Annotated in this window: 15 protein-coding genes and 4 tRNA genes; 7 read left to right on the top strand and 12 right to left on the bottom strand. The window is 39.4% G+C overall.

The window, feature by feature from the left end:
• Positions 1-5 precede the first annotated feature (5 nt).
• The 3 genes from V4519_04140 to V4519_04130 all read left to right on the top strand — a co-directional run bounded on the left by V4519_04140 (position 6) and on the right by V4519_04130 (position 1,549).
• Positions 6-704, top strand: coding sequence for a hypothetical protein (locus V4519_04140; GenBank protein MES2437174.1), 699 nt, complete (start codon positions 6-8; stop codon positions 702-704).
• A 100-nt stretch (positions 705-804) separates the two neighbouring features.
• Entirely contained in the window at positions 805-1,200 is a 396-nt protein-coding gene (locus V4519_04135; GenBank protein ID MES2437173.1) for a hypothetical protein, read from the top strand.
• 16 nt (positions 1,201-1,216) lie between these two features.
• Positions 1,217-1,549: a pilin gene (locus V4519_04130; protein ID MES2437172.1), complete on the top strand. Its 333-nt coding sequence runs from the start codon at positions 1,217-1,219 to the stop codon at positions 1,547-1,549.
• A 153-nt stretch (positions 1,550-1,702) separates the two neighbouring features.
• Here the strand turns inward: V4519_04130 and V4519_04125 are convergent, their stop codons facing one another.
• The 5 genes from V4519_04125 to V4519_04105 form a co-directional block, all read right to left on the bottom strand.
• Entirely contained in the window at positions 1,703-2,347 is a 645-nt protein-coding gene (locus V4519_04125; protein ID MES2437171.1) for a hypothetical protein, read from the bottom strand.
• Positions 2,305-2,655 carry a hypothetical protein gene (locus tag V4519_04120; GenBank protein ID MES2437170.1) on the bottom strand — a complete coding sequence of 117 codons (351 nt, stop codon included), beginning with the start codon at positions 2,653-2,655 and terminating at the stop codon, positions 2,305-2,307. The genes V4519_04125 and V4519_04120 overlap by 43 nt, the downstream gene beginning before the upstream one ends.
• A gap of 21 nt (positions 2,656-2,676) precedes the next feature.
• Entirely contained in the window at positions 2,677-3,933 is a 1,257-nt protein-coding gene (locus tag V4519_04115) for an SPFH domain-containing protein (GenBank protein ID MES2437169.1), read from the bottom strand.
• 165 nt (positions 3,934-4,098) lie between these two features.
• Positions 4,099-4,180, bottom strand: a tRNA-Leu gene (locus tag V4519_04110).
• A 41-nt stretch (positions 4,181-4,221) separates the two neighbouring features.
• Entirely contained in the window at positions 4,222-5,574 is a 1,353-nt protein-coding gene (locus V4519_04105; protein MES2437168.1) for a hypothetical protein, read from the bottom strand.
• 150 nt (positions 5,575-5,724) lie between these two features.
• Between V4519_04105 and V4519_04100 the strand changes: the two genes are divergently transcribed.
• Complete coding sequence (locus V4519_04100) at positions 5,725-8,574, top strand: hypothetical protein (protein MES2437167.1); 2,850 nt, start codon at positions 5,725-5,727, stop codon at positions 8,572-8,574.
• A gap of 45 nt (positions 8,575-8,619) precedes the next feature.
• Here V4519_04100 and V4519_04095 read toward each other — a convergent pair.
• A tRNA-Lys gene (locus V4519_04095) sits at positions 8,620-8,692 on the bottom strand.
• Between the two features lie 70 nt (positions 8,693-8,762).
• Here V4519_04095 and V4519_04090 point away from each other — a divergent pair.
• Positions 8,763-9,809, top strand: a complete 1,047-nt coding sequence (locus V4519_04090; GenBank protein ID MES2437166.1) for a phosphatase PAP2 family protein — start codon at positions 8,763-8,765, stop codon at positions 9,807-9,809.
• Here the strand turns inward: V4519_04090 and V4519_04085 are convergent.
• The 6 genes from V4519_04085 to V4519_04060 all read right to left on the bottom strand — a co-directional run bounded on the left by V4519_04085 (position 9,798) and on the right by V4519_04060 (position 14,742).
• On the bottom strand, positions 9,798-12,194 hold the full coding sequence (locus tag V4519_04085) for a DCC1-like thiol-disulfide oxidoreductase family protein (GenBank protein MES2437165.1): 2,397 nt from the start codon (positions 12,192-12,194) through the stop codon (positions 9,798-9,800). The two genes, V4519_04090 and V4519_04085, sit on opposite strands and share 12 nt — an antisense overlap.
• Before the next feature lie 11 nt (positions 12,195-12,205).
• Positions 12,206-12,287, bottom strand: a tRNA-Leu gene (locus V4519_04080).
• 15 nt (positions 12,288-12,302) lie between these two features.
• Positions 12,303-12,376: transfer RNA gene (locus V4519_04075), tRNA-Cys, on the bottom strand.
• A gap of 6 nt (positions 12,377-12,382) precedes the next feature.
• Complete coding sequence (locus V4519_04070; GenBank protein ID MES2437164.1) at positions 12,383-12,709, bottom strand: ribosome-binding factor A; 327 nt, start codon at positions 12,707-12,709, stop codon at positions 12,383-12,385.
• A 2-nt stretch (positions 12,710-12,711) separates the two neighbouring features.
• Positions 12,712-14,211, bottom strand: a complete 1,500-nt coding sequence (gene infB / locus V4519_04065) for a translation initiation factor IF-2 (protein MES2437163.1) — start codon at positions 14,209-14,211, stop codon at positions 12,712-12,714.
• A 42-nt stretch (positions 14,212-14,253) separates the two neighbouring features.
• A complete protein-coding gene (locus V4519_04060; protein ID MES2437162.1) occupies positions 14,254-14,742 on the bottom strand; it encodes a DUF4446 family protein in 489 nt (162 codons plus the stop codon).
• 27 nt (positions 14,743-14,769) lie between these two features.
• On the opposite strand from V4519_04060, the gene V4519_04055 reads away from it, so the two are divergent.
• Both V4519_04055 and V4519_04050 read left to right on the top strand, forming a co-directional pair.
• On the top strand, positions 14,770-15,951 hold the full coding sequence (locus tag V4519_04055) for a cysteine desulfurase family protein (protein MES2437161.1): 1,182 nt from the start codon (positions 14,770-14,772) through the stop codon (positions 15,949-15,951).
• Positions 15,952-16,034: 83 nt separating this feature from the next.
• Entirely contained in the window at positions 16,035-18,722 is a 2,688-nt protein-coding gene (locus tag V4519_04050; protein ID MES2437160.1) for an AAA family ATPase, read from the top strand.
• The last annotated feature ends 16 nt before the right edge of the window (positions 18,723-18,738 follow it).

Genomic DNA, 18,738 nt, shown 5'->3' with positions numbered 1-18,738 from the left:
TTTTGATGTTTAAAAAATTAATAACAATTATAACCCTAGCACTAATTCTCCTACCGAATCAGGTATTTGCCGATGATCCCAAAAATCTAAAAGATTTAGTGGGCATGCTTATTGGTATTGCAAATGCACTTGTCCCTTTATTTTTCTTATTAGCATTGATTGGATTTATTATAGGTATCATTAAGTATATATATAGTGCTGATCCCAAAAAAATAGCAGAGGCACGGAGCTATATTGTGTACGGTATTATCACCGTAAGTGTCATGCTCTCTGTGTGGGGATTAGCCCTTTTGGTTAAAGGATCTTTTTTTCCAAGCGCAGAATCACCATTAGTTTGTGTAGTTTCACCAACATCAGGTCCAACAAGTTCTTTGGAAAATGTAATAGGTCAAATTGTTAATGCTGGTAATTATCTTGTTCCGTTTCTTATCCTTGTTGCCTTTATTGGATTTATTATAGGTGTAATAAAATACATCTTTAGTGGAGATCCAAAAAAGATTGAAGATGGTAGAAGATTTATTGTGTTTAGTATTATAGGAATGACCGCTATCCTTAGCTTGTGGGGAATTGCACGATTGCTCAGTGGAATGGTTTTTGGAACTATAAATAGTAACGGCTGTGAATCATCAGTTCCAGATGGTGTTGATTATTATCCTCCAGGCACCGGGCCAACGCCACCTGGTTTTCCAGTAGATACAACATAAGTAAGATATCCACAGTTGTGTTGTCTTTTTAGTTGAAATAAGAGATAATTACACTATATAGTTTTTTATTAGCAAGGTCATCGTTATAAATAATAGTAGTATGAAAAAGAAAATAGTAGCAGCACTCATGTTTGCATTGGTACTTGTACCATCAATGGCATCTGCACAGGATATCGATCCAAGTGGATTCAATGCCGATGGACTTACATCGACAATTATGAACTTGACTAACGTATTAAACTACGCTATTCCGTTCTTCATTGCGCTTGCGATCGTAATGTTCATCATCGGAGTTATCCGAGTTATCCTTGCAAAAGGACCTGAAGATGCAAAGAAGGCACGAGAATTCCTCGTATGGTCAATCGTTGGTGTTACCGTTATCCTCGGTATTTTCGGTATTTCACGACTTCTCATCAGTGCATTCGGTTTGGATCCAGCTCAGCTAAATAGTAGTGAAATTCCTGGAGTTCAGGCACAGCCAGAAATTCTCGACTAATTATTACAAAGATATTATGTTAGGAGCATCTGCATTAGGAGCGGCTCAGCCCGTAGTTGATAAGATTCTTAGTGAAATAGTAGCTCCACTTATTTGGCTTTTGTTTGCAGTAGCTCTTATATATTTCCTTTATGGGGCAGTAAAATATCTCTGGAATGCAGCAAGTAGTGAGGAGAGAGATAAAGGACGGAAGCATATGATTTGGGCAGTCATCGGTATGGCAATCATGCTCTCAGCGTTTGGAATCACACAGTTTATTTTCAGCACTGTCACAGATGGTGGAACAGCAGAAGATTTAAATGGTGATACAATCCTTACTCCATCGACTATAGATAAGGGATCATTTTAAAAAATAACCGCTTACATGTGTAAGCGGTTATTTTTTTTGTATAAAAAGTGAGATTTGAGTAATAAAAAAGCGAGACCTCATTGCGTACAATGAAATCTCGCTTGGCTTGTGTGACCGAAGTCACAATGAACTGCTTCGCCCGATCTACAACGGCTACTTCTTCCGGTTGAACTCGAGGGTCACCTTTACGGGACTCTCGTTCACCGACATCATGTCGATGAGCCGGTACCGCGGTAGCGGCTTTCCGCTAAGGTCGGTATGAGCCGGCAGTCGATGAGCTGCCGAATCGCGGAAGCCATTGCCGTAGATCCAGATTTGCTTTCCGGTTTCTACGACAATCACGCAATCGTAGACCACACCTGCAGGCAGGCCAGGGTAGTAGTCTTGTGCGCGCATGCTCACTTCTTCAAGTGGGCCATCGAACCTGCTCGGGGCGATGAGCGCTGCCCTGCCATCTGGCCAGGGTAGGTAGTCGGGCGTTGTGCCCGGCTGGTACACGAACACGGGCGGCGGTGTGATCCGCGTTCCGCTCGGTGTTGTCGAACTCGTGGGCGATGAAGCCGTTGAATCCGGTCCGAGCAAGGAAGCCTTCATGGCTTCCGTTGCTTTCGCGGCAGCTTGCTGCTCAGCCACGATACGTGCCTTATCGGCATTGAACTTGTCGACGGCCTCCTGCATCGTCGGCTCCCTCACGGGTGTCGTCCACTTGTTCACCAACGTAGAGACTGAGTCTCGGAGGATGAACGCTAGGACGATCACGCTGATAGGGAGGGCGATCCAGCTGTGTTTACTGTCCATTTCGGGACACTCCTTTCTTGGGGTTTGAGCTTGGGTTTGGACTTCTCTTCGCGCGCGGTGTGGATCACCACGTACACGATCCAGAGCGCGAAAATGACATGCAGGATGTAGAATCCTCCGCGACGATTTCGCGGGTAGAACTCTTTGTATCCATTAGTGCCGTTCTCGCGACCTTCTTTCATCCACGCTGACGAGCGATTTTTCATCTCGTCTTGGTTGATCTGCTCCGGCGACTTCTTCTGTTCCGGTTTCTTGTCATCCGGTTTCTTGTCGTCGGACTTGTTGTCTTGGCCTTTATTCTTGGCCATGATGTTTCTCCTGTAGAAAGGTTACTTCATTGCAGCCAAGAGTTGGGCAAACGCCGCTTGGAACACAGGATCGGGAGATTTGGCCGCAAGCTCTGCAAGAGCAGCTCGCACCAGCGGATCACCCTGATTACTACCGCCTTGGATTGCGACGATAGTTGACTTGGCGTCCTTCGTGATGACCGTAAACTGTTGAAACAGCTCAAGGTATCTCTGATGAGCGCCAGGATCGTCAGGGTTAACATAGGTCTTCTCCCAAGCCTCCTGACTGATGCCCATGCTTTTTCGCATAGCCGGGCCCATCTTGCGAAGGATGTCGATGGCGTTCCGTGCCTCTTGGACATCCCTGTCGAAATCGAAGTCCGTTATCTCAACGGTATTCATGTCGACACCGAACTTGCGCTCACGAGCACGACGGGTATTCCTCAACGCACCTTGCTGGCCGTCGAGGGTGACGTACTTCGACATCCTTTCGTAGATCTTCCTGATTTTTGGGTCATCAAGGTTGATCTCGTCTTGATCGATGTCAAACACCGACCGGGCCAACCAGCTCAGGATCATTTGCCCATTGCTAGCGACTTCGGCAGGTATCCGACGAATCTGCGAGGTAAAGAACTCCTCGAAGATAGCGCGGAACCTCTCCGACACTCCTTCAGCCATGTTGCCACCGATCTGGAAGAACACGTCGAGGTCGCTCAGACGCGGCTTCCAGCTGAACTGGAACGACAAGTAGATTTTCGCACCCTTGGTGGGGATGCTGATCTTGCGCACCTGGATTGTAAGGTCCTGGAGCGAGATGTGGTTCTTCTCGTGCACCGTCTCCCAAGGGAAACGGAAGCTAAATCCCTGTCCGTAGATGACGAACTTCTTCGTGAACTGGTTGAGGGTAAGGAGTCCTTGTCCTTCCGGCACGTACACGCTAATTTTCGGCAGGACATCAGACACGAAATGCCACATGATGTACAAGCTCACAAACACCATCAGCTGGTTGAGCCGAGGGTCGATGTCTTGTAGAGCAAGTCGCATGAGGAACAAGGGGAGGAAGAAGCAGATCGCTGCGAATGTTAGTGCAAACGCAGTCCTCAACTTTCTCCAACGCTTCACCTCACTATCGTGCTGAGGCTTGTTGTCATCGTCGTCGTTCCGCTTTTTACGGCCAAACAACGAACGCATGAACTTGGGCTTGAGCGGCCTCCACACCTCTTCGCAGAGGATGTCGAGGAGGAGGGCGCACACGAGGAACGCCACTCCACCAATGATCAGTTGTGTAACTGGGTTCATCGGGTGCCTTTCTCCACGTACTACGTGGTGTTTGTGTTGTAGATTGGGTTGTCAAAGGACCAGACTGTATTATATCACAATATGTGCCTATTTGTCAATAGATGAGATACACAAAAAAACCTTACATAGAGCCATAAAAGCTTTGTAAGGTTCTTTGCTTGACTGTGGGCGAGGGGAGACTCGAACTCCCAATCCGTGAGGAACTAGTTCCTAAGACTAGCGCGTATACCAATTCCGCCACTCGCCCAGTCCGTCTATACTACTATACTTAAGTTTGTTTCTCAACATTTATTGTTGAATCAAGAGAATACTCGTAGAATCAGCAATTAAAACATTCCAACCTTGTGTTTTTAAATCGCTGATTAGATTTGTTGCTGTGTGGGGAAATAAAACACACTTAATAGTATGGGTATCAAAAAGAGTTTTTCTAAATTCGGTATCATGTATTGCGCGCACATAATCTGCCATATAATTTTCTGTATCTGTTCGCCATGTGGGCATTCGTCCATCGATAAATACTTTATGTGAAGGCAATTTCCAAATAAGATATCCTCCATAATCATAAAAATTAAAAAGATTGCCAGGACAGGCATTTTGTTGAAGATATGCCACAGCCTGAACTGGATAATACTGCCCGTGAGAGACTCGTTCTGTGAGACCAACAAAAAAGATACTGCATCCTATTAGTACATAAGTATATACAAAACTTACATTTGATACTTTGGATCTAATGTACGAACGGAATTTTATAAAATAATCTTCCAAGTATCTGAGGCTGTATGCTGTAAAGAATAAGAAAAAACGTGTGCTTACAATACTTGCGCAGAATAAAATACAAGAGAACAGGTATTTACGATCGAAGATCGCTTTCTTTTTCCCAAAAACATACATTAAAAGTAACGGCAATATCGTAAAGAAATAGGTGATGGGGATGATATACCCTTGCCATTCTGATACATAGGCACGCAAATCATTACTTGTAAGAGTTCTAAAAATTTCTACATATATGTGAGGCCCATATGGATTTACAAATGATGCGAGAATACATGTAGCATATATATACCAAGGAATAGTCTTTTTGTGAGAACAAGCAAAAATAATAAGAACAACAAAGCCTAAGGGAAAGCTTGCATGAATATTTGCCCAAACTAAAAACAGCAGGATTAATGAAATTAAAAAAGGTAGTTTATTTGTTTGGGTAGATATCTTTTCTAAGATTCTTTCTAAAAGTACAAAAAACAAAAGAGCAAATACTGAAGGTCTAATACCTGCAAATGAAATAATAGAGATACCAGCTGCTATGAGGATTAAAGGCTCATATTTTCTACTAGCAAGTAGTATTCCAGCAGTCCACAATCCGGCTATTACTAGTGAAAGTAAAAGTTCTCCTCCAAGAGCATGAAGTTGTGAAATTAAAACACTATACAGCCATTCGTGATTAATCCATTCAAAGCTTGATGCGCTATATGAGAAAATATCGTATGTTGGTATTCCATTTTCAACTATGTACTGTCCTGATTTAATGTGCCAACCCAAATCAGGATCATAAGAGTAGGCGCAGACAATAAAAAAGGCTAGGAATAAAACTAGACCAACTATAGATTTTATTACTTTGTTATATATGTTTGAGGTTAGCTTCATATTATATGTATATAGTATAATACATGAGTATATTTTGATTACTAATTTATTAATGGGCATTCAGTGATAAAAAAAATCTCACTTTCGGTTGCATTACTCGCAGTTTTTATTGGTAGCTTTGTCTTTGTAAGAGCGTTGATGACAAATAATATGTCATTTACAGCAGCAGTAAATCAAATTGTTGCCCAGCTTACCACTTCTACATCAGTGACTGGATTTAGTCTCATAAATGCAGATTCAAATCAAGTGATTCCTGGATATGAAAATTTTACTAATGGAACTACACTCAACTTAGCGACATTACCCACTCGTAATCTCAATTTAGTTGCTAAGACAAATCCTGCCACGGTGGGTAGTGTTCGTTTTGCATACGATAGTACTACAAATTTTTCAACTGAAGTAACAGCACCATATTCTTTTGCAGGAGATTCAGGTACTGATTATGGGGCATGGACTCCTACGACAGGTACTCATACTATTAAGGCTACTCCATATTCAAAAACAAATGCGACAGGAACCATTGGACGCGCATTGTCAGTTCAGTTTACCGTCATTGATGTTGCCCCTCCCACACAAATATCTACAGTAGTATTAATTAATACTGATACCCAAAAGCCAGTTGCGAATTTCGTATTTCAAGATGGAGCTGTGATTGATTTTGATAAGATTGGTACTAAAAATCTAAATATTTTAGCAGAACCAAATGCTAATGAGATGATTGCAAAAATCCAATTTGGATATGATACAAAAGACAATTATTCCTCTCAAGCTACAGCACCATATTCATTTGCGGGGGACTACGGAGTTGGCAAATTGAATGCATGGACGCCAACAGTGGGTAATCACACATTGACTATTACTCCGTTTAAACAAGCAGGAAGTACTTTTATTTCAGGAACTCCAAAAGTTATTCGATTTAGTGTTGCTGCACCAGTTGCTTCAGCAAAAATTGATAGCTTGTCATTGTATTATGCAAATTCAACAACTATTGTTCCTGGTTTTACGAGTCTTAATTCTGGAAATACCATTAATCTTGGAGCGCTTACTTCCAAAAATATAAACATTAAAGCAAATGTTGCCGCAGATGTTGTGCAGGTCAAGTTTGGATATGATGGCAATGCCAATTTTCAAACCCAATCTCAAGCGCCATTCTTTTTTGCTGGAGATGGTGCGCAAGGACCAAATGCTTGGACTCCTACGGTAGGTGCACATAGCGTGGTTGCAACTCCATATAAGCAGATTAATGGTGTACTTGTTGCGGGAACACCTACAACTATTACGTTTACAGTTACAGATTCAACTACTCCACCAGTAACTCCACCTGTAGTAAGTCTGAAGCCTGTAGTTACATTGAACGCTACACCAGTGATTACGAGTGGTGGAAATATTCGAATCCAATGGAGTTCAACTAATGCAACAGGATGTTCTGCTTCAGGTGATTGGAGTGGAAATCAAAGTGCGACAGGAGAGGTGGTTTTATCAAATATCACTACAACAGGCACAAAAATATTTATAATTAATTGTGTAGGTAATGGTGGTACAACATCACTTACAGCACAAACTATTGTCAACGCATCATTACCTGTTGATCCGAATATAACCGGGTATACAAATATTTCACCTAAATTTGATTCAAAGGTTATACATGTGTCTAGTTCAGAAGGAAATGATGCAAACAGTGGAACTATTGATAGTCCACTTAAGACAATAGCTAAAGCATTTTCTCAAGTTCGACTAGGATATCCAGATCAGATTAGATTAAAAAAAGGGGATACTTGGAATGGTATGGTTAGAAATTCTGTAAACGGCAAAGTTGTTTCAGGACGATCAAATTCAGATAAATTTGTACTCACTTCATATGGTTCAGGTGCTCGTCCAATTATAACTTCTTCAGATTTTGGATTGTTTTTTGAATTTAATACAAGAAATTTTGCTGTTGTAGGTATTCATTTCAAAGGAAATAATAATGGTAATGGTATTGGACTTGAAGGTACATCAAACGGCGGAGGAAATATTCTCATTGAAGATTGTTACATTGAAAGACATAATAAAGGCATTGTGTTTTCATCAGGGCCACTTGTGTACACACCCAACGATAGACCAGTTATGACTAATATAACTATTCGCCGTTCAGTGATAGTTGATAACTACAAATCGGGAGGTAAGCCGCAGGGAATTTATGCATATGGTGTAAATGGACTTATCATTGAAGATAACGTTGTTGATAATAACGGAAGAAAATTGGATGGCTCAGGAAGTACCATTTATGATCACAATATGTACATTCATGCAATGAACTGGGGAGTGGTAATACGTAATAATATTGTAGCAAATGCATCGAGTCACGGAACTCAAGTGAGAGGTGGAGGAATAGTTGAGGGGAATTTTTACTACAATAATCCAATGAATATGACATTTGGACTTGTTCGTGGAGATGGACAAACGTTTCCAAAAGGAGTTACAGGAAAAATTATTAATAATGTTATGTTGGGAACACGTTCAATAGATTCAGGCCCAAATGCTGGTCCTCGAGGTTTTGGAATCGAACTAGCAAATATTAGAAGCGTTGAAATTTCAAATAACATTATTGCCTACAATGAATCTACAACTCCAATTTATGGAGCTATTCGTTTCGAGCCAGGAGATGGTGCCTATCAAAATGATGCTGTGGGATTTCATAACATAACCATAGAAAATAATACATTTTACAAGTGGCCTGTTGCATTTGAATTGTATAGAGTACGACCAAGTAACACCGCCCCGTGGCGAACATCTTCAAGTAATATTGTCATAAGAAATAATAAAATTGACGGTCTTGTACCGCAGAGTTCTGTATTTACAGTGCTTCAAAATACTACAAGTCCATCGGCTACACAGACTACAAAACCAAATTTTGACACCTTTATTAGAGAAGCTCGAAAACAGTCAAAAGACAACTGGATGCCATCGTATACTGCTGCATCGGCTATCAGCCAAACTAAAACAATGATGGGTATTTAATAAGAAACAAACAACCGTACACATATGTGTACGGTTGTTGTATTGTCCGCCCAGTAGGAGTCGAACCTACGACCATTCGCTTAAGAGGCGACTGCTCTACCAACTGAGCTATGGGCGGGTAGAAAATTTATAACATATTATGGTGAAAAAATCCATATTCGCTAAAGTTCAGGTATACTAATCTCTATATGTGGTTACGTAAGTTTCCCTTAGAACTATACTGTATTGTTGTGCCCGCAGTTCTTTTCTTACTGTTTATATTTTTTGATGGATCAAAAAACACGGTACCGTTGTCGGGCGATCTCATTGTATTACTCTCTGTATTTATTGCGAGTATTGCCTGCTATGTAGTTTTAAAATCTTTATGGCTTGTGGCGCATAAACATTCTTATAATGTTGTTGTGAAGCTAGTTGTGAGTGGCATCGTTCTTGTAGGTATTGTGTCTTTAGAACTAGTGACTTTAGCACTATCAACTCTTTATTTATTTGCTCATCAATCTGTTGAAAGAGTTACAGAAATAAGTAACTGGTACATGATGCTTGATAAAAAGATATTTGGAGTATACCCAGCTTTTTTTATTCACTCTATATCATATCCAGTATTCTTAGAGATGCTTATAGTGTATTCATATCATGCTGCATTTTTGTTGCTCTTAGGAGTTCTTGTATTTGCATTCTGCATGAATAAGAAAGTATTTAGAATACTTATCTTAAGTATTTTTATTTCACATGTACTTGGGTATGCATGCTGGGCATTATGGCCATCTATCGCTCCAAGTGAAATGTATAGATTAAATATTTTGAATGCGCCAATAAGTTCTGACATTCAGGCTTCAGTAGAAAATATGAAGCTGTCAGAGAACCTCACACAAGAAATAGACAAGATAGACAGTTTTTGGATTGATCCAGCTGGAAAATTGCTAAGTGTAAGCACAAATCCAAGCATGCACATTGTATGGGCAATACTCGTTTTATATGCAGCTATGAGCCTTTGGAGGCCTTCAGGATATATTCTAGTGCCTTGGTTTATCTTAAATATGCTAGGGACACTATTTACGATTCAACACTATGGCATCGATATTATTGCTGGGCTCGTATTAGGAGTTGCGACAGTTTATATTGTGCAGAAATTACTTAGATATGAAGAGAGAATTAAACCTTATAATTATCTGTATATTGCAGATGAGCTCAAGCAAGATATAAAAAATATATATAACTATATTTTATTTAAATAAGTACTCAGTGCTTTCAACTGTTTTATAACAATAGTTTTGGTTTTTTATCTCGAGTATAGAACACACTTCACGCGCTGTTGTGGGAGATGCATGGTAAAGCACCTGCATTTGTGACATTCCTATAATACATGATTGTTTGTAGAGAATAGGCGCACCATTACAAATATTCTCTACTTCTTTTGGATTATTAACGAGATCTTTTGCAGCTTGATTTCCAACACCAAAATAACAAGAGCCGCGATATTTAGTATCTACAGTCTGACACCACTGTAATGCTAAAGAATAATCATTAGGATGTTGAGATAGGAACCATGAAGGTGCATACGCATAACAATCATCTTTTATGCCATCAGCTATGAGAGATGTATCACATGGATAATAGCTATCAGGTTTAATAAAGAGAGAAGGATGCATTTTATCTGTTGTATTAAAGTTTTCCATAAGTACTCCATTCATACAGTTTTCTTCTGCAAAGTTTGAACTAAACGTAGAACAAAATTCTAACGATTTAGGTAAATCGTTTTCTGTATAAAACATAAAGCCATGACCTGTGCCGTGATAGCATTGCCAGCTTTTAAACGTACCTTGAGGATATGATCCACAGACTTTTTTAATCCCTTCTATTCCGGCATCATCATCTTCGGTTTGAATAAAATATTCTTCTATAACTCCATGAATATAGCCAGAATTACATGCTTCATTGAGATAGACTAATGCTTCAGAAAAATCTTTATATTTTAGGTATGCTCCATGACCAATAGCATGTGCAAATGAATGACAGCTTCGCGCAATTTCGGGATTTGTCTTTGAATCAAGTAACAATGTAGACATAGCTTCACGAGGTGAGGATGTAGCTAAAATACCTAGTAGCTTGTTTTTAAAATCAATATATTCATTTGAAGAAAGAGGAGTAACAAACATTGAACTACATTCGATTTCTTTAGTAGTACGCTCTCCAGTAAAAATATTACGCTTACTTACAAGAGAAAGCTGAACATCTGAAGGTTTTGTGGCAAACAAACATACATACTTTGCTACATTCCTATATATTCGCTCTTCAGGATACTGAGGAACATTGAGTTCTTGCATAGACCATTTGTAGATGCTTATCTCGTTCATTCCATTTTTTTCAAGTGCAACTGTATTTGCCTGAATAATCGATGGCAATAATGGTTTTACAGCATCCGAAACATATAAATGTGCCTGAGGTGCATTGCCTGAGTATAAGGCAAATGAAAGATATGAATCCCAAATACCAATAAAGCTAAAGAAAGGAATTATTAAGAATGTTACAAGCGACACTTTGTGAGCTACACCTTTTTTTGGAAGTAAAATATCTCTAAATGAATATGTGCTTTTTGAAAAGAGTATGAGTACAAGCACAATCATTACAATATTCCAGGGCCAGATAATAGCATTTACACCATGTCCTAATGGACCTAGAGTTGTAAGAATCAATAGATGCATGCTAATAGCTCCAATTATTCCGATTTTTCTAAACTTCTTTGAAAGTAATGCAAGACCAATTCCAAGTTCAATAAATGGTGTGAATACCGATGAAAGTAAAATAACTGGATAAATGCTATTTGGTAAAAATTGAGTAATTGGTTGTACTAGCCACGGGAATACTTCAAGAATAAAACTTGGATTTATTTTTTGAATTCCACTCCATATATAGATACTACCAATTATTAGTTGGCATATTTTTATAATACTATTGTGATTTTCTGTATCTGAATGTTTCCAAGAAAAGAGTGCAAGAATTCCAATCATCCATACGTACTGATATACCCAAGGATGCCATCGTGCCTGATCAAATAATGCAAAGATGATAATTCCAGCACCGCTAATAAGTAGATATTTTTTGGGGTATGCGCTAAATAGACTTACCAAAAGTGATATCAAAATTATTATAAATAAGAGTACATCAAATGGGTACGATAATGACGTATTTTTAACGACAGGCAAGTAGGGGAATGTGCGCTCTCCAATCCAGAGGTAAATAGATCCTAAAAGGCCAATGATTGTCGCAACTGCAATGCTATTCTTTACCCAAAACAAAGTGCTCGTAGGACCAAAGATGAAATGTCTATTGTGAGCAACGAGTTTATATCCAATAGAAAGAATATTTCTAATGATTGGAAGAGAGCCGATCTGTGCAACCCATTTAAAACGAGGATAGTGGGCAAGTATTTTTAAAATAGCATGTGATCCTCTATATGTATTCCCAGATATATCTGTATATAAGATTTCTGGACCAGAATTCGTATCTTGCTTTTCGAAACTTTTAACTTGAGAAGAAGAATCGATGGTGTCCACTACAACAGTACACATTGGACATGTTCCATCAAATGCAATAATTGGCTTCTTCTTTAATGAAGTCATGATTTTATCTGTGCCCGAGGTGGGAGTCGAACCCACATCCCTTGCGAGACACGATTTTAAGTCGTGCGTGTATACCAATTCCACCACTCGGGCATATTTTACTAACGGAGGTGTAGGCCGGGATCGAACCGGCGCATAGCAGTTTTGCAGACTGCCGCGTTAACCAGCTTCGCCACTACACCACAATACTACTGATTACTTATCTCTTCAATACGCTGTCGATTCTTTTCACCATAATCGATTTCGAAATCCACCAACGGAAGCCGCTGCAATTTACTATGCTTCTTGATGTACTCCTTGAATTCTGACCTTTTTCGACGTACAAAGTCAAGCGCCTCTGGAGCCTTATGGTCGGGGAGTACACTCAACAGTATAACAGCTTTTGTGTATCTATCAGCAAGTTTTATACCGGTAACTGTAATAAGAGAAATTCTATTTGATTCTCGCTGCAAAAATTCTGCAGCAAGATGCATAAGGGTTTCTTCAACTTTTTGTGTTCGAAATTCTGAGGCCATTGTTATTTTTGAACAACATTAAATGCTTCAAGACGATCGCCAGGAGCGATTTCAATCTTTGATTCAACGAGTGCGCCAAATTCTTTTCCTTCTGGTACTTCTGTCGCTTTGTTTTTAAGATGCTGAAGTTCTCGTACTCGTCCACGGCCAACTTCAAAATCACGTCGTAAGATTTTAACTTCGGCATTCAACATAATTACTCCTTTTTCTACTTTACCTCCAAGCACCTGTTTATCCTTAGTCTTACTAAAAAGACGAATAACTTTTGCAGTTCCTGTAGCTTCTTCTACATTCATTCGTGGAGTTCGTTCATTGATTGCATTTTCAAGCCATTCAGAAAGCTTGTATATAATATCAAATGTCTGAATAACAACTCCTGTTTTCTCAGCTAAAGACTTTGCTTGTGCATCTACTTTAAGATTAAATCCAAGAACAATAGTGTTTTCACGGCCACTAGCAAGCTTCACATCGTTTTCTGTAATATCTCCAACCCCACTAGAAATTATCTTAATTCGCACCCGGTCGTTTTTTACTTTTTTGATTTCATGTTCAAGAGCTTCAAGACCTCCAGCTTCATTAGCCTTGAGTACAATAGGGATAACTGCTTCATCTGTTTCTTTAACAGGAGTGTTCTTTAATGGAGCTTTACCATTTTTTCGATCAAGAATAAGTTGATCTGCTTCTTTCTTTGAACTCACAGAAAAGATTGAGGTTCCAACTTTTGGAAGTTCACTCCATCCAATGAGTCGAATGGGATTTGAGAAGGTTGCTTCTTTTATAGGCTTACCCAAAAAGTTTTCTACCATTCGTACAGGAACAATAGCAGTATCAGCAAGGACAAACTGTCCGGTCTTGAGTGTTCCGTTCTTGATTATGATTGTAGCTGAGATTCCTTTTCGCTTATCAAGGTTTGCTTCGATAATAATTCCTTCAGCAGGAACAGATCGATCACCCTGAAGAGCCTCAAGTTCAGCTTGGAGAAGTACCATATCCAAAAGATCAGAAACGCCCTGACCAGTCTTTGCAGAAATAGGTACAAAAGAAATATCTCCACCAAATCCTTCTACGTATACTCCTGCTTCAGCAAGACTTACTTTAGTTTTATCAATGTCTGCACCTTCTTTATCAATCTTATTAATAGCAACAATAAATGGGATTCCTGCAGCAACGATAATTTTGTGAGCTTCAATAGTTTGAGGCTTCACTCCGTCTTCAGCAGACACAACAAGAATAGCAATGTCTGCTACTTTTGCGCCTCGTGATCGAATAGCGGTGAACGCTTCGTGACCAGGAGTATCAAGAAATGTAATAGCATGCTCTTTACCATCTGCACCTTTGTGCATTACTTCATATGCAGAAATACGCTGGGTAATTCCACCCGCTTCACCTTCTACAATATTAGTCTTTCGGATATAGTCGAGCAACGTTGATTTCCCGTGGTCAACATGGCCCATGATGGCAATTACCGGAGGACGTTCAATGAGAGTTGTTTTTTCTGCCATAGTTGAAACATAATACTACAAAATGCTCTAATTGGCCAGTTTTTACTTCTCGAGCTTCTTCTTAGAGGTTTCAATTGCTTCGAGTTCTTCTTCAGAAAGTTCAAATTCTGATTCAAATTTCTTGAGAGGCTTAGCAAACATGCTGATACGATCTCTAGTATACATACTTGTAAGCACAACACCGTCGCCGTGTTCATTTATGAAAGAAGTAGAGAAACTTTGATTGCCGCCAGATCCAGTTCCTTTAAATGGGTTGAAACGAATTGTCTCTACAGCTTGCAAACTATTTTTCAGTCGAGTTTCAACAGTTGTGAGATATTCTTCCATCTCTTTTGTGAAAAGTTTGAGATCCTGCAATTCTTTGGTAATGTTACCAATCGAATCTTCAAGGGTGAGTGCATTCTTACCTCGGAGCAATCCTTTGAGGCGGTTATTCATTTTATTCATCCATACAAGAAGGATAATAATAAAAATACCGAGAACTGCAGCTAGTATATAAATAAGTATGGTGGGTGTAAGAACAAAAGGCATGATATCCTATAGTAGCACATTATATATATGAGTAAACGAATATTTTTAGATTATGCTTCCACAACACCGCTCGACAAACGAGTGTTGAAAGCCATGCTTCCTTATTTCTCTGAAACCTTTGGAAATCCTTCTGCTATATATAAGGAAGGACTTGAGGCTAAAGCACCTGTAAAGCAGGCACGAGTAGATATTGCTCAGATTTTAAATTGCAAAGCTGAAGAAATTATTTTTACTGCAAGTGGAACTGAAGCTGATAATCTTGCTGTATTGGGTACATTTAATTATTGGAAAAAAGAATTAAAAGACAGTAAGCCTCATATTATTACTACAAATATAGAGCATCCGGGGATTTTAGAAATGTGTAGATTTATAGAGAAAGAAGGCGGGGAAGTAACGTATGTGCCAGTTGAAGAAAATGGAATTGTTGATCCTACAAAGATTAAAGCAGCATTAAAGCCAACTACAGTTCTCGTAACAATAATTCTTGCAAGTAATGAAATTGGAACTATTCAGCCCGTAAAAGAAATTTCACGAATGATTGCTGAATATAAAAAAGAGAATAATCTTGATAATGCCTATCCGTATCTTCACACTGATGCGAGCCAAGCTGCAAATTATCTTGATATTAGTTTTCAAAAGCTTGGAGTAGATATGATGACCCTTGATGCATCAAAACTCTATGGACCAAAAGGTGTTGGACTTCTTGCTGCAAAGCGACATGTGTTACTTTCGCCAATCATTCGGGGAGGAGGCCAAGAAAAAGGATTGCGATCAGGCACAGAAAACGTAGCTGGAATTGTAGGAATGACTGAAGCGTTAAAAATCTCTCATGCAATGCGTGAAGAAGAATCAGAACGTTTAGCAAAACTTCAAGAATATTTTATCCAGTCTGTAATAAAATATATACCCGACGTCTCTATTAATGGAGACATCACACGACGATTGCCAAACAATGTGAATATATGTATTCCGGGACTTGATGCAGAATTTGCAGTAATCAAGCTTGATCATGAAGGAATCGCTTGTTCGTCGGCTAGTTCGTGTATGAATCTTTCAGAAGAGTCGTATTCATATGTTGTTGATGCTCTCGGAGAACGGGGGAAACAGTGTCGAGCATCATCACTACGATTTACATTTGGACGTGCTACAACAAAGAAAGATCTTGATTTGACTTTGAAGAAAATAACGAATATAATTATTACACAATAACAGCTCCCGAAAGACAAATAAGTCATTGCTAATATACTGATTTCTGAAACGAGTTATTGCATTAGCCTTTAATAACCACATTCATGCCACCACTAAGTAATTTTACGACAAAAGCCAAAGAGGCTATCCGACGGGCACATGAGCTTGCGATTGAACGTGGTCAAAATCACGTTAATCCATTGCACTTGCTTGCAGCGCTTATCCTTCAGGAAGAAAGTATGGTTGCGTCAATTCTCGATAAGCTCGAGGTTGATAGTATTCTCATGACTGATTCATTACTTGAAGCTATTGAAGCACCGGATGGAAATGCAACACTTAATCCTTCATATCAAATTTACCTCACACCTGATCTAGCTCAAGCTATAGAAGGTGCTGTTAAGATTGCAAAGACTCTCAATGATGAGTTTATCTCAACAGAGCACTTGTTTATTGCAACCATTGAAATTCCTGGTACAGCTAAAGAATTATTAGCTCGATTTAGAATCGATAAAGATTCTGTGCTTCGCGTACTTGAAGAATTGAAATCAAGTAAGGTAAACGACACTCACGCTCCAAAGAAATTTAAGGCTCTCAATAAATACACACGAAGTCTCACCAAGCTTGCTGCAGACAATAAGCTCGATCCAGTGATTGGACGAGATACTGAAATCACTCGAATCATTCAGATCCTTTCTCGACGCACAAAGAATAATCCAATTTTGATTGGAGAAGCGGGTGTTGGAAAGACAGCTATCGCAGAGGGTCTTGCTGTGCGTATGGCTCAGGGCGATGTTCCTGAATCTCTTAAAGATAAAGAACTTGTCTCACTTGATCTTGGTTCACTTGTAGCTGGTACAAAGTACCGAGGTGAATTTGAAGAACGACTTAAAAATATTCTCAAAGAAATTGAACGATCAAATGGAAAAGTAATTCTGTTTATTGATGAAATTCATACTATAGTGGGAGCAGGTGCAGCTGAAGGATCACTTGATGCTTCAAATATGTTGAAGCCTGCGCTTGCACGAGGAGAACTTCGCGCAATTGGTGCAACTACATTAAAGGAATACCAAAAGCATATTGAAAAAGATCCAGCGCTTACTCGACGATTCCAACCGGTGTTTGTAAATGAACCATCAGTTGATGACACTATTGCAATTTTGCGAGGTCTTAAAGAAAAGTATGAGCTCTACCACGGAGTGCGAATTACCGACGATGCTATTATTGCCGCAGTAAATCTCTCAAGTCGATATATAACAGACCGATATTTGCCTGATAAAGCTGTTGACCTTATTGATGAATCGGCCTCATACCTCAAGATTGCTTTAGAAAATCTTCCACCAATTCTTCAGGAAACCCATGCAAAAGTGATGCGTCTTGAAATTGAACGAGAAGCTATTAAGAAAGAGACAACAACCAAAGCTAAGGATCGTCTCAAGCAAATTGATAAAGAAATTGCAGACTTCAAAGAACAAACTTCTGAAATAGAACTTAAGTGGAAAAACGAAAAAGAAATTCTCACAAGTATTAAAGAAATTAAGAAAGATCTTGAAACTCTTAGACTTGATGCAGAATCAGCAGAAGCTCGAGCAGACCTTGGAAAGGCAGCTGAGATTCGCTATGGACGCATCCCACAGCTTGAAAAAGATTTGGATCTAAAATCAAAGCGACTTAAGAAACTCCAGAGTTCACGAAGAATTCTACGAGAAGAAATTACTGAACAGGATGTTGCAGATATTGTAGCAAAATGGACGGGAATTCCAGTGTCACGAATGCTAGAAAGTGAAGCAGAACGATTGAACCGAATGGAAGATGAGCTCAAGAGCCGAATCGTTGGTCAGGATGAAGCAGTAAAACGAATTGCAGATACGGTAAAACGATCACGAGCTGGTATTGCCGATGAAAATCGACCAATTGGATCATTCATATTCTTGGGACCAACAGGAGTTGGAAAGACTGAGCTTACAAAAGCACTTGCAGAATTCATGTTTGATGACGAAAAGTCACTTATTCGAATCGACATGTCAGAATATATGGAGAAGCATTCTGTATCAAAGCTCATTGGTGCTCCAGCTGGATATGTGGGATATGAAGAAGGTGGAACATTTACTGAAATGATCCGACATCGACCATACTCTGTAATCCTTCTCGACGAAATTGAAAAAGCACATCCAGAAGTATTCAATATTCTTCTTCAAGTGCTCGACAACGGTCAGCTCACCGATGCAAAGGGACGAAAGGTAAACTTCCGAAACTCAATCATCATCATGACCTCAAACCTCGGTGCAAACTATATTGATAAAATGCAGCGATTCGGATTCGGTCATTCAGATGATGCAAATAAAGATAAATCTGATTACGAAGATGTGAAGAACCGAGTTATGGATTCTTTGAAAGAATTCTTCCGACCAGAATTCTTAAACCGAATTGATGATACCGTTGTCTTTGATATCTTGCCTCGAGAAGCAATTCGAAAGATTGTAGAAATCCAGGTGAATATGGTCAAAGAACGACTTGCTTCAAAAGAAGTTAATCTTGAAATTGGTGAACCTGTACTCGAATTCTTGGCAAAAGAAGGATACAACCCTCAGTACGGTGCGCGACCACTTCGACGATTGATTCAAAACAAAATTCTTACACCTGTAGCCTCAATGATTATCTCAAAGGGAGTCATGAAGGGAGGAACAGTAACTGTGGGAGTTAAAGACAATCAGTTTACCTTTGATGTAAAGAAGGGACGAAAGGGAAGTATGCTACGGGAGGATATGTTGAATGCAGGACACATAAACTCATAATAAGAAAAGAAAGAGC

Source organism: Patescibacteria group bacterium, from assembly GCA_040387855.1.
In the GTDB taxonomy this organism is placed as follows: domain Bacteria; phylum Patescibacteriota; class Minisyncoccia; order Phycocordibacterales; family JAKAEA01; genus JAZKCY01.
Note: the sequence above shows the minus strand (reverse complement) of the source record. Positions and strands in the feature narration are given on the sequence as shown.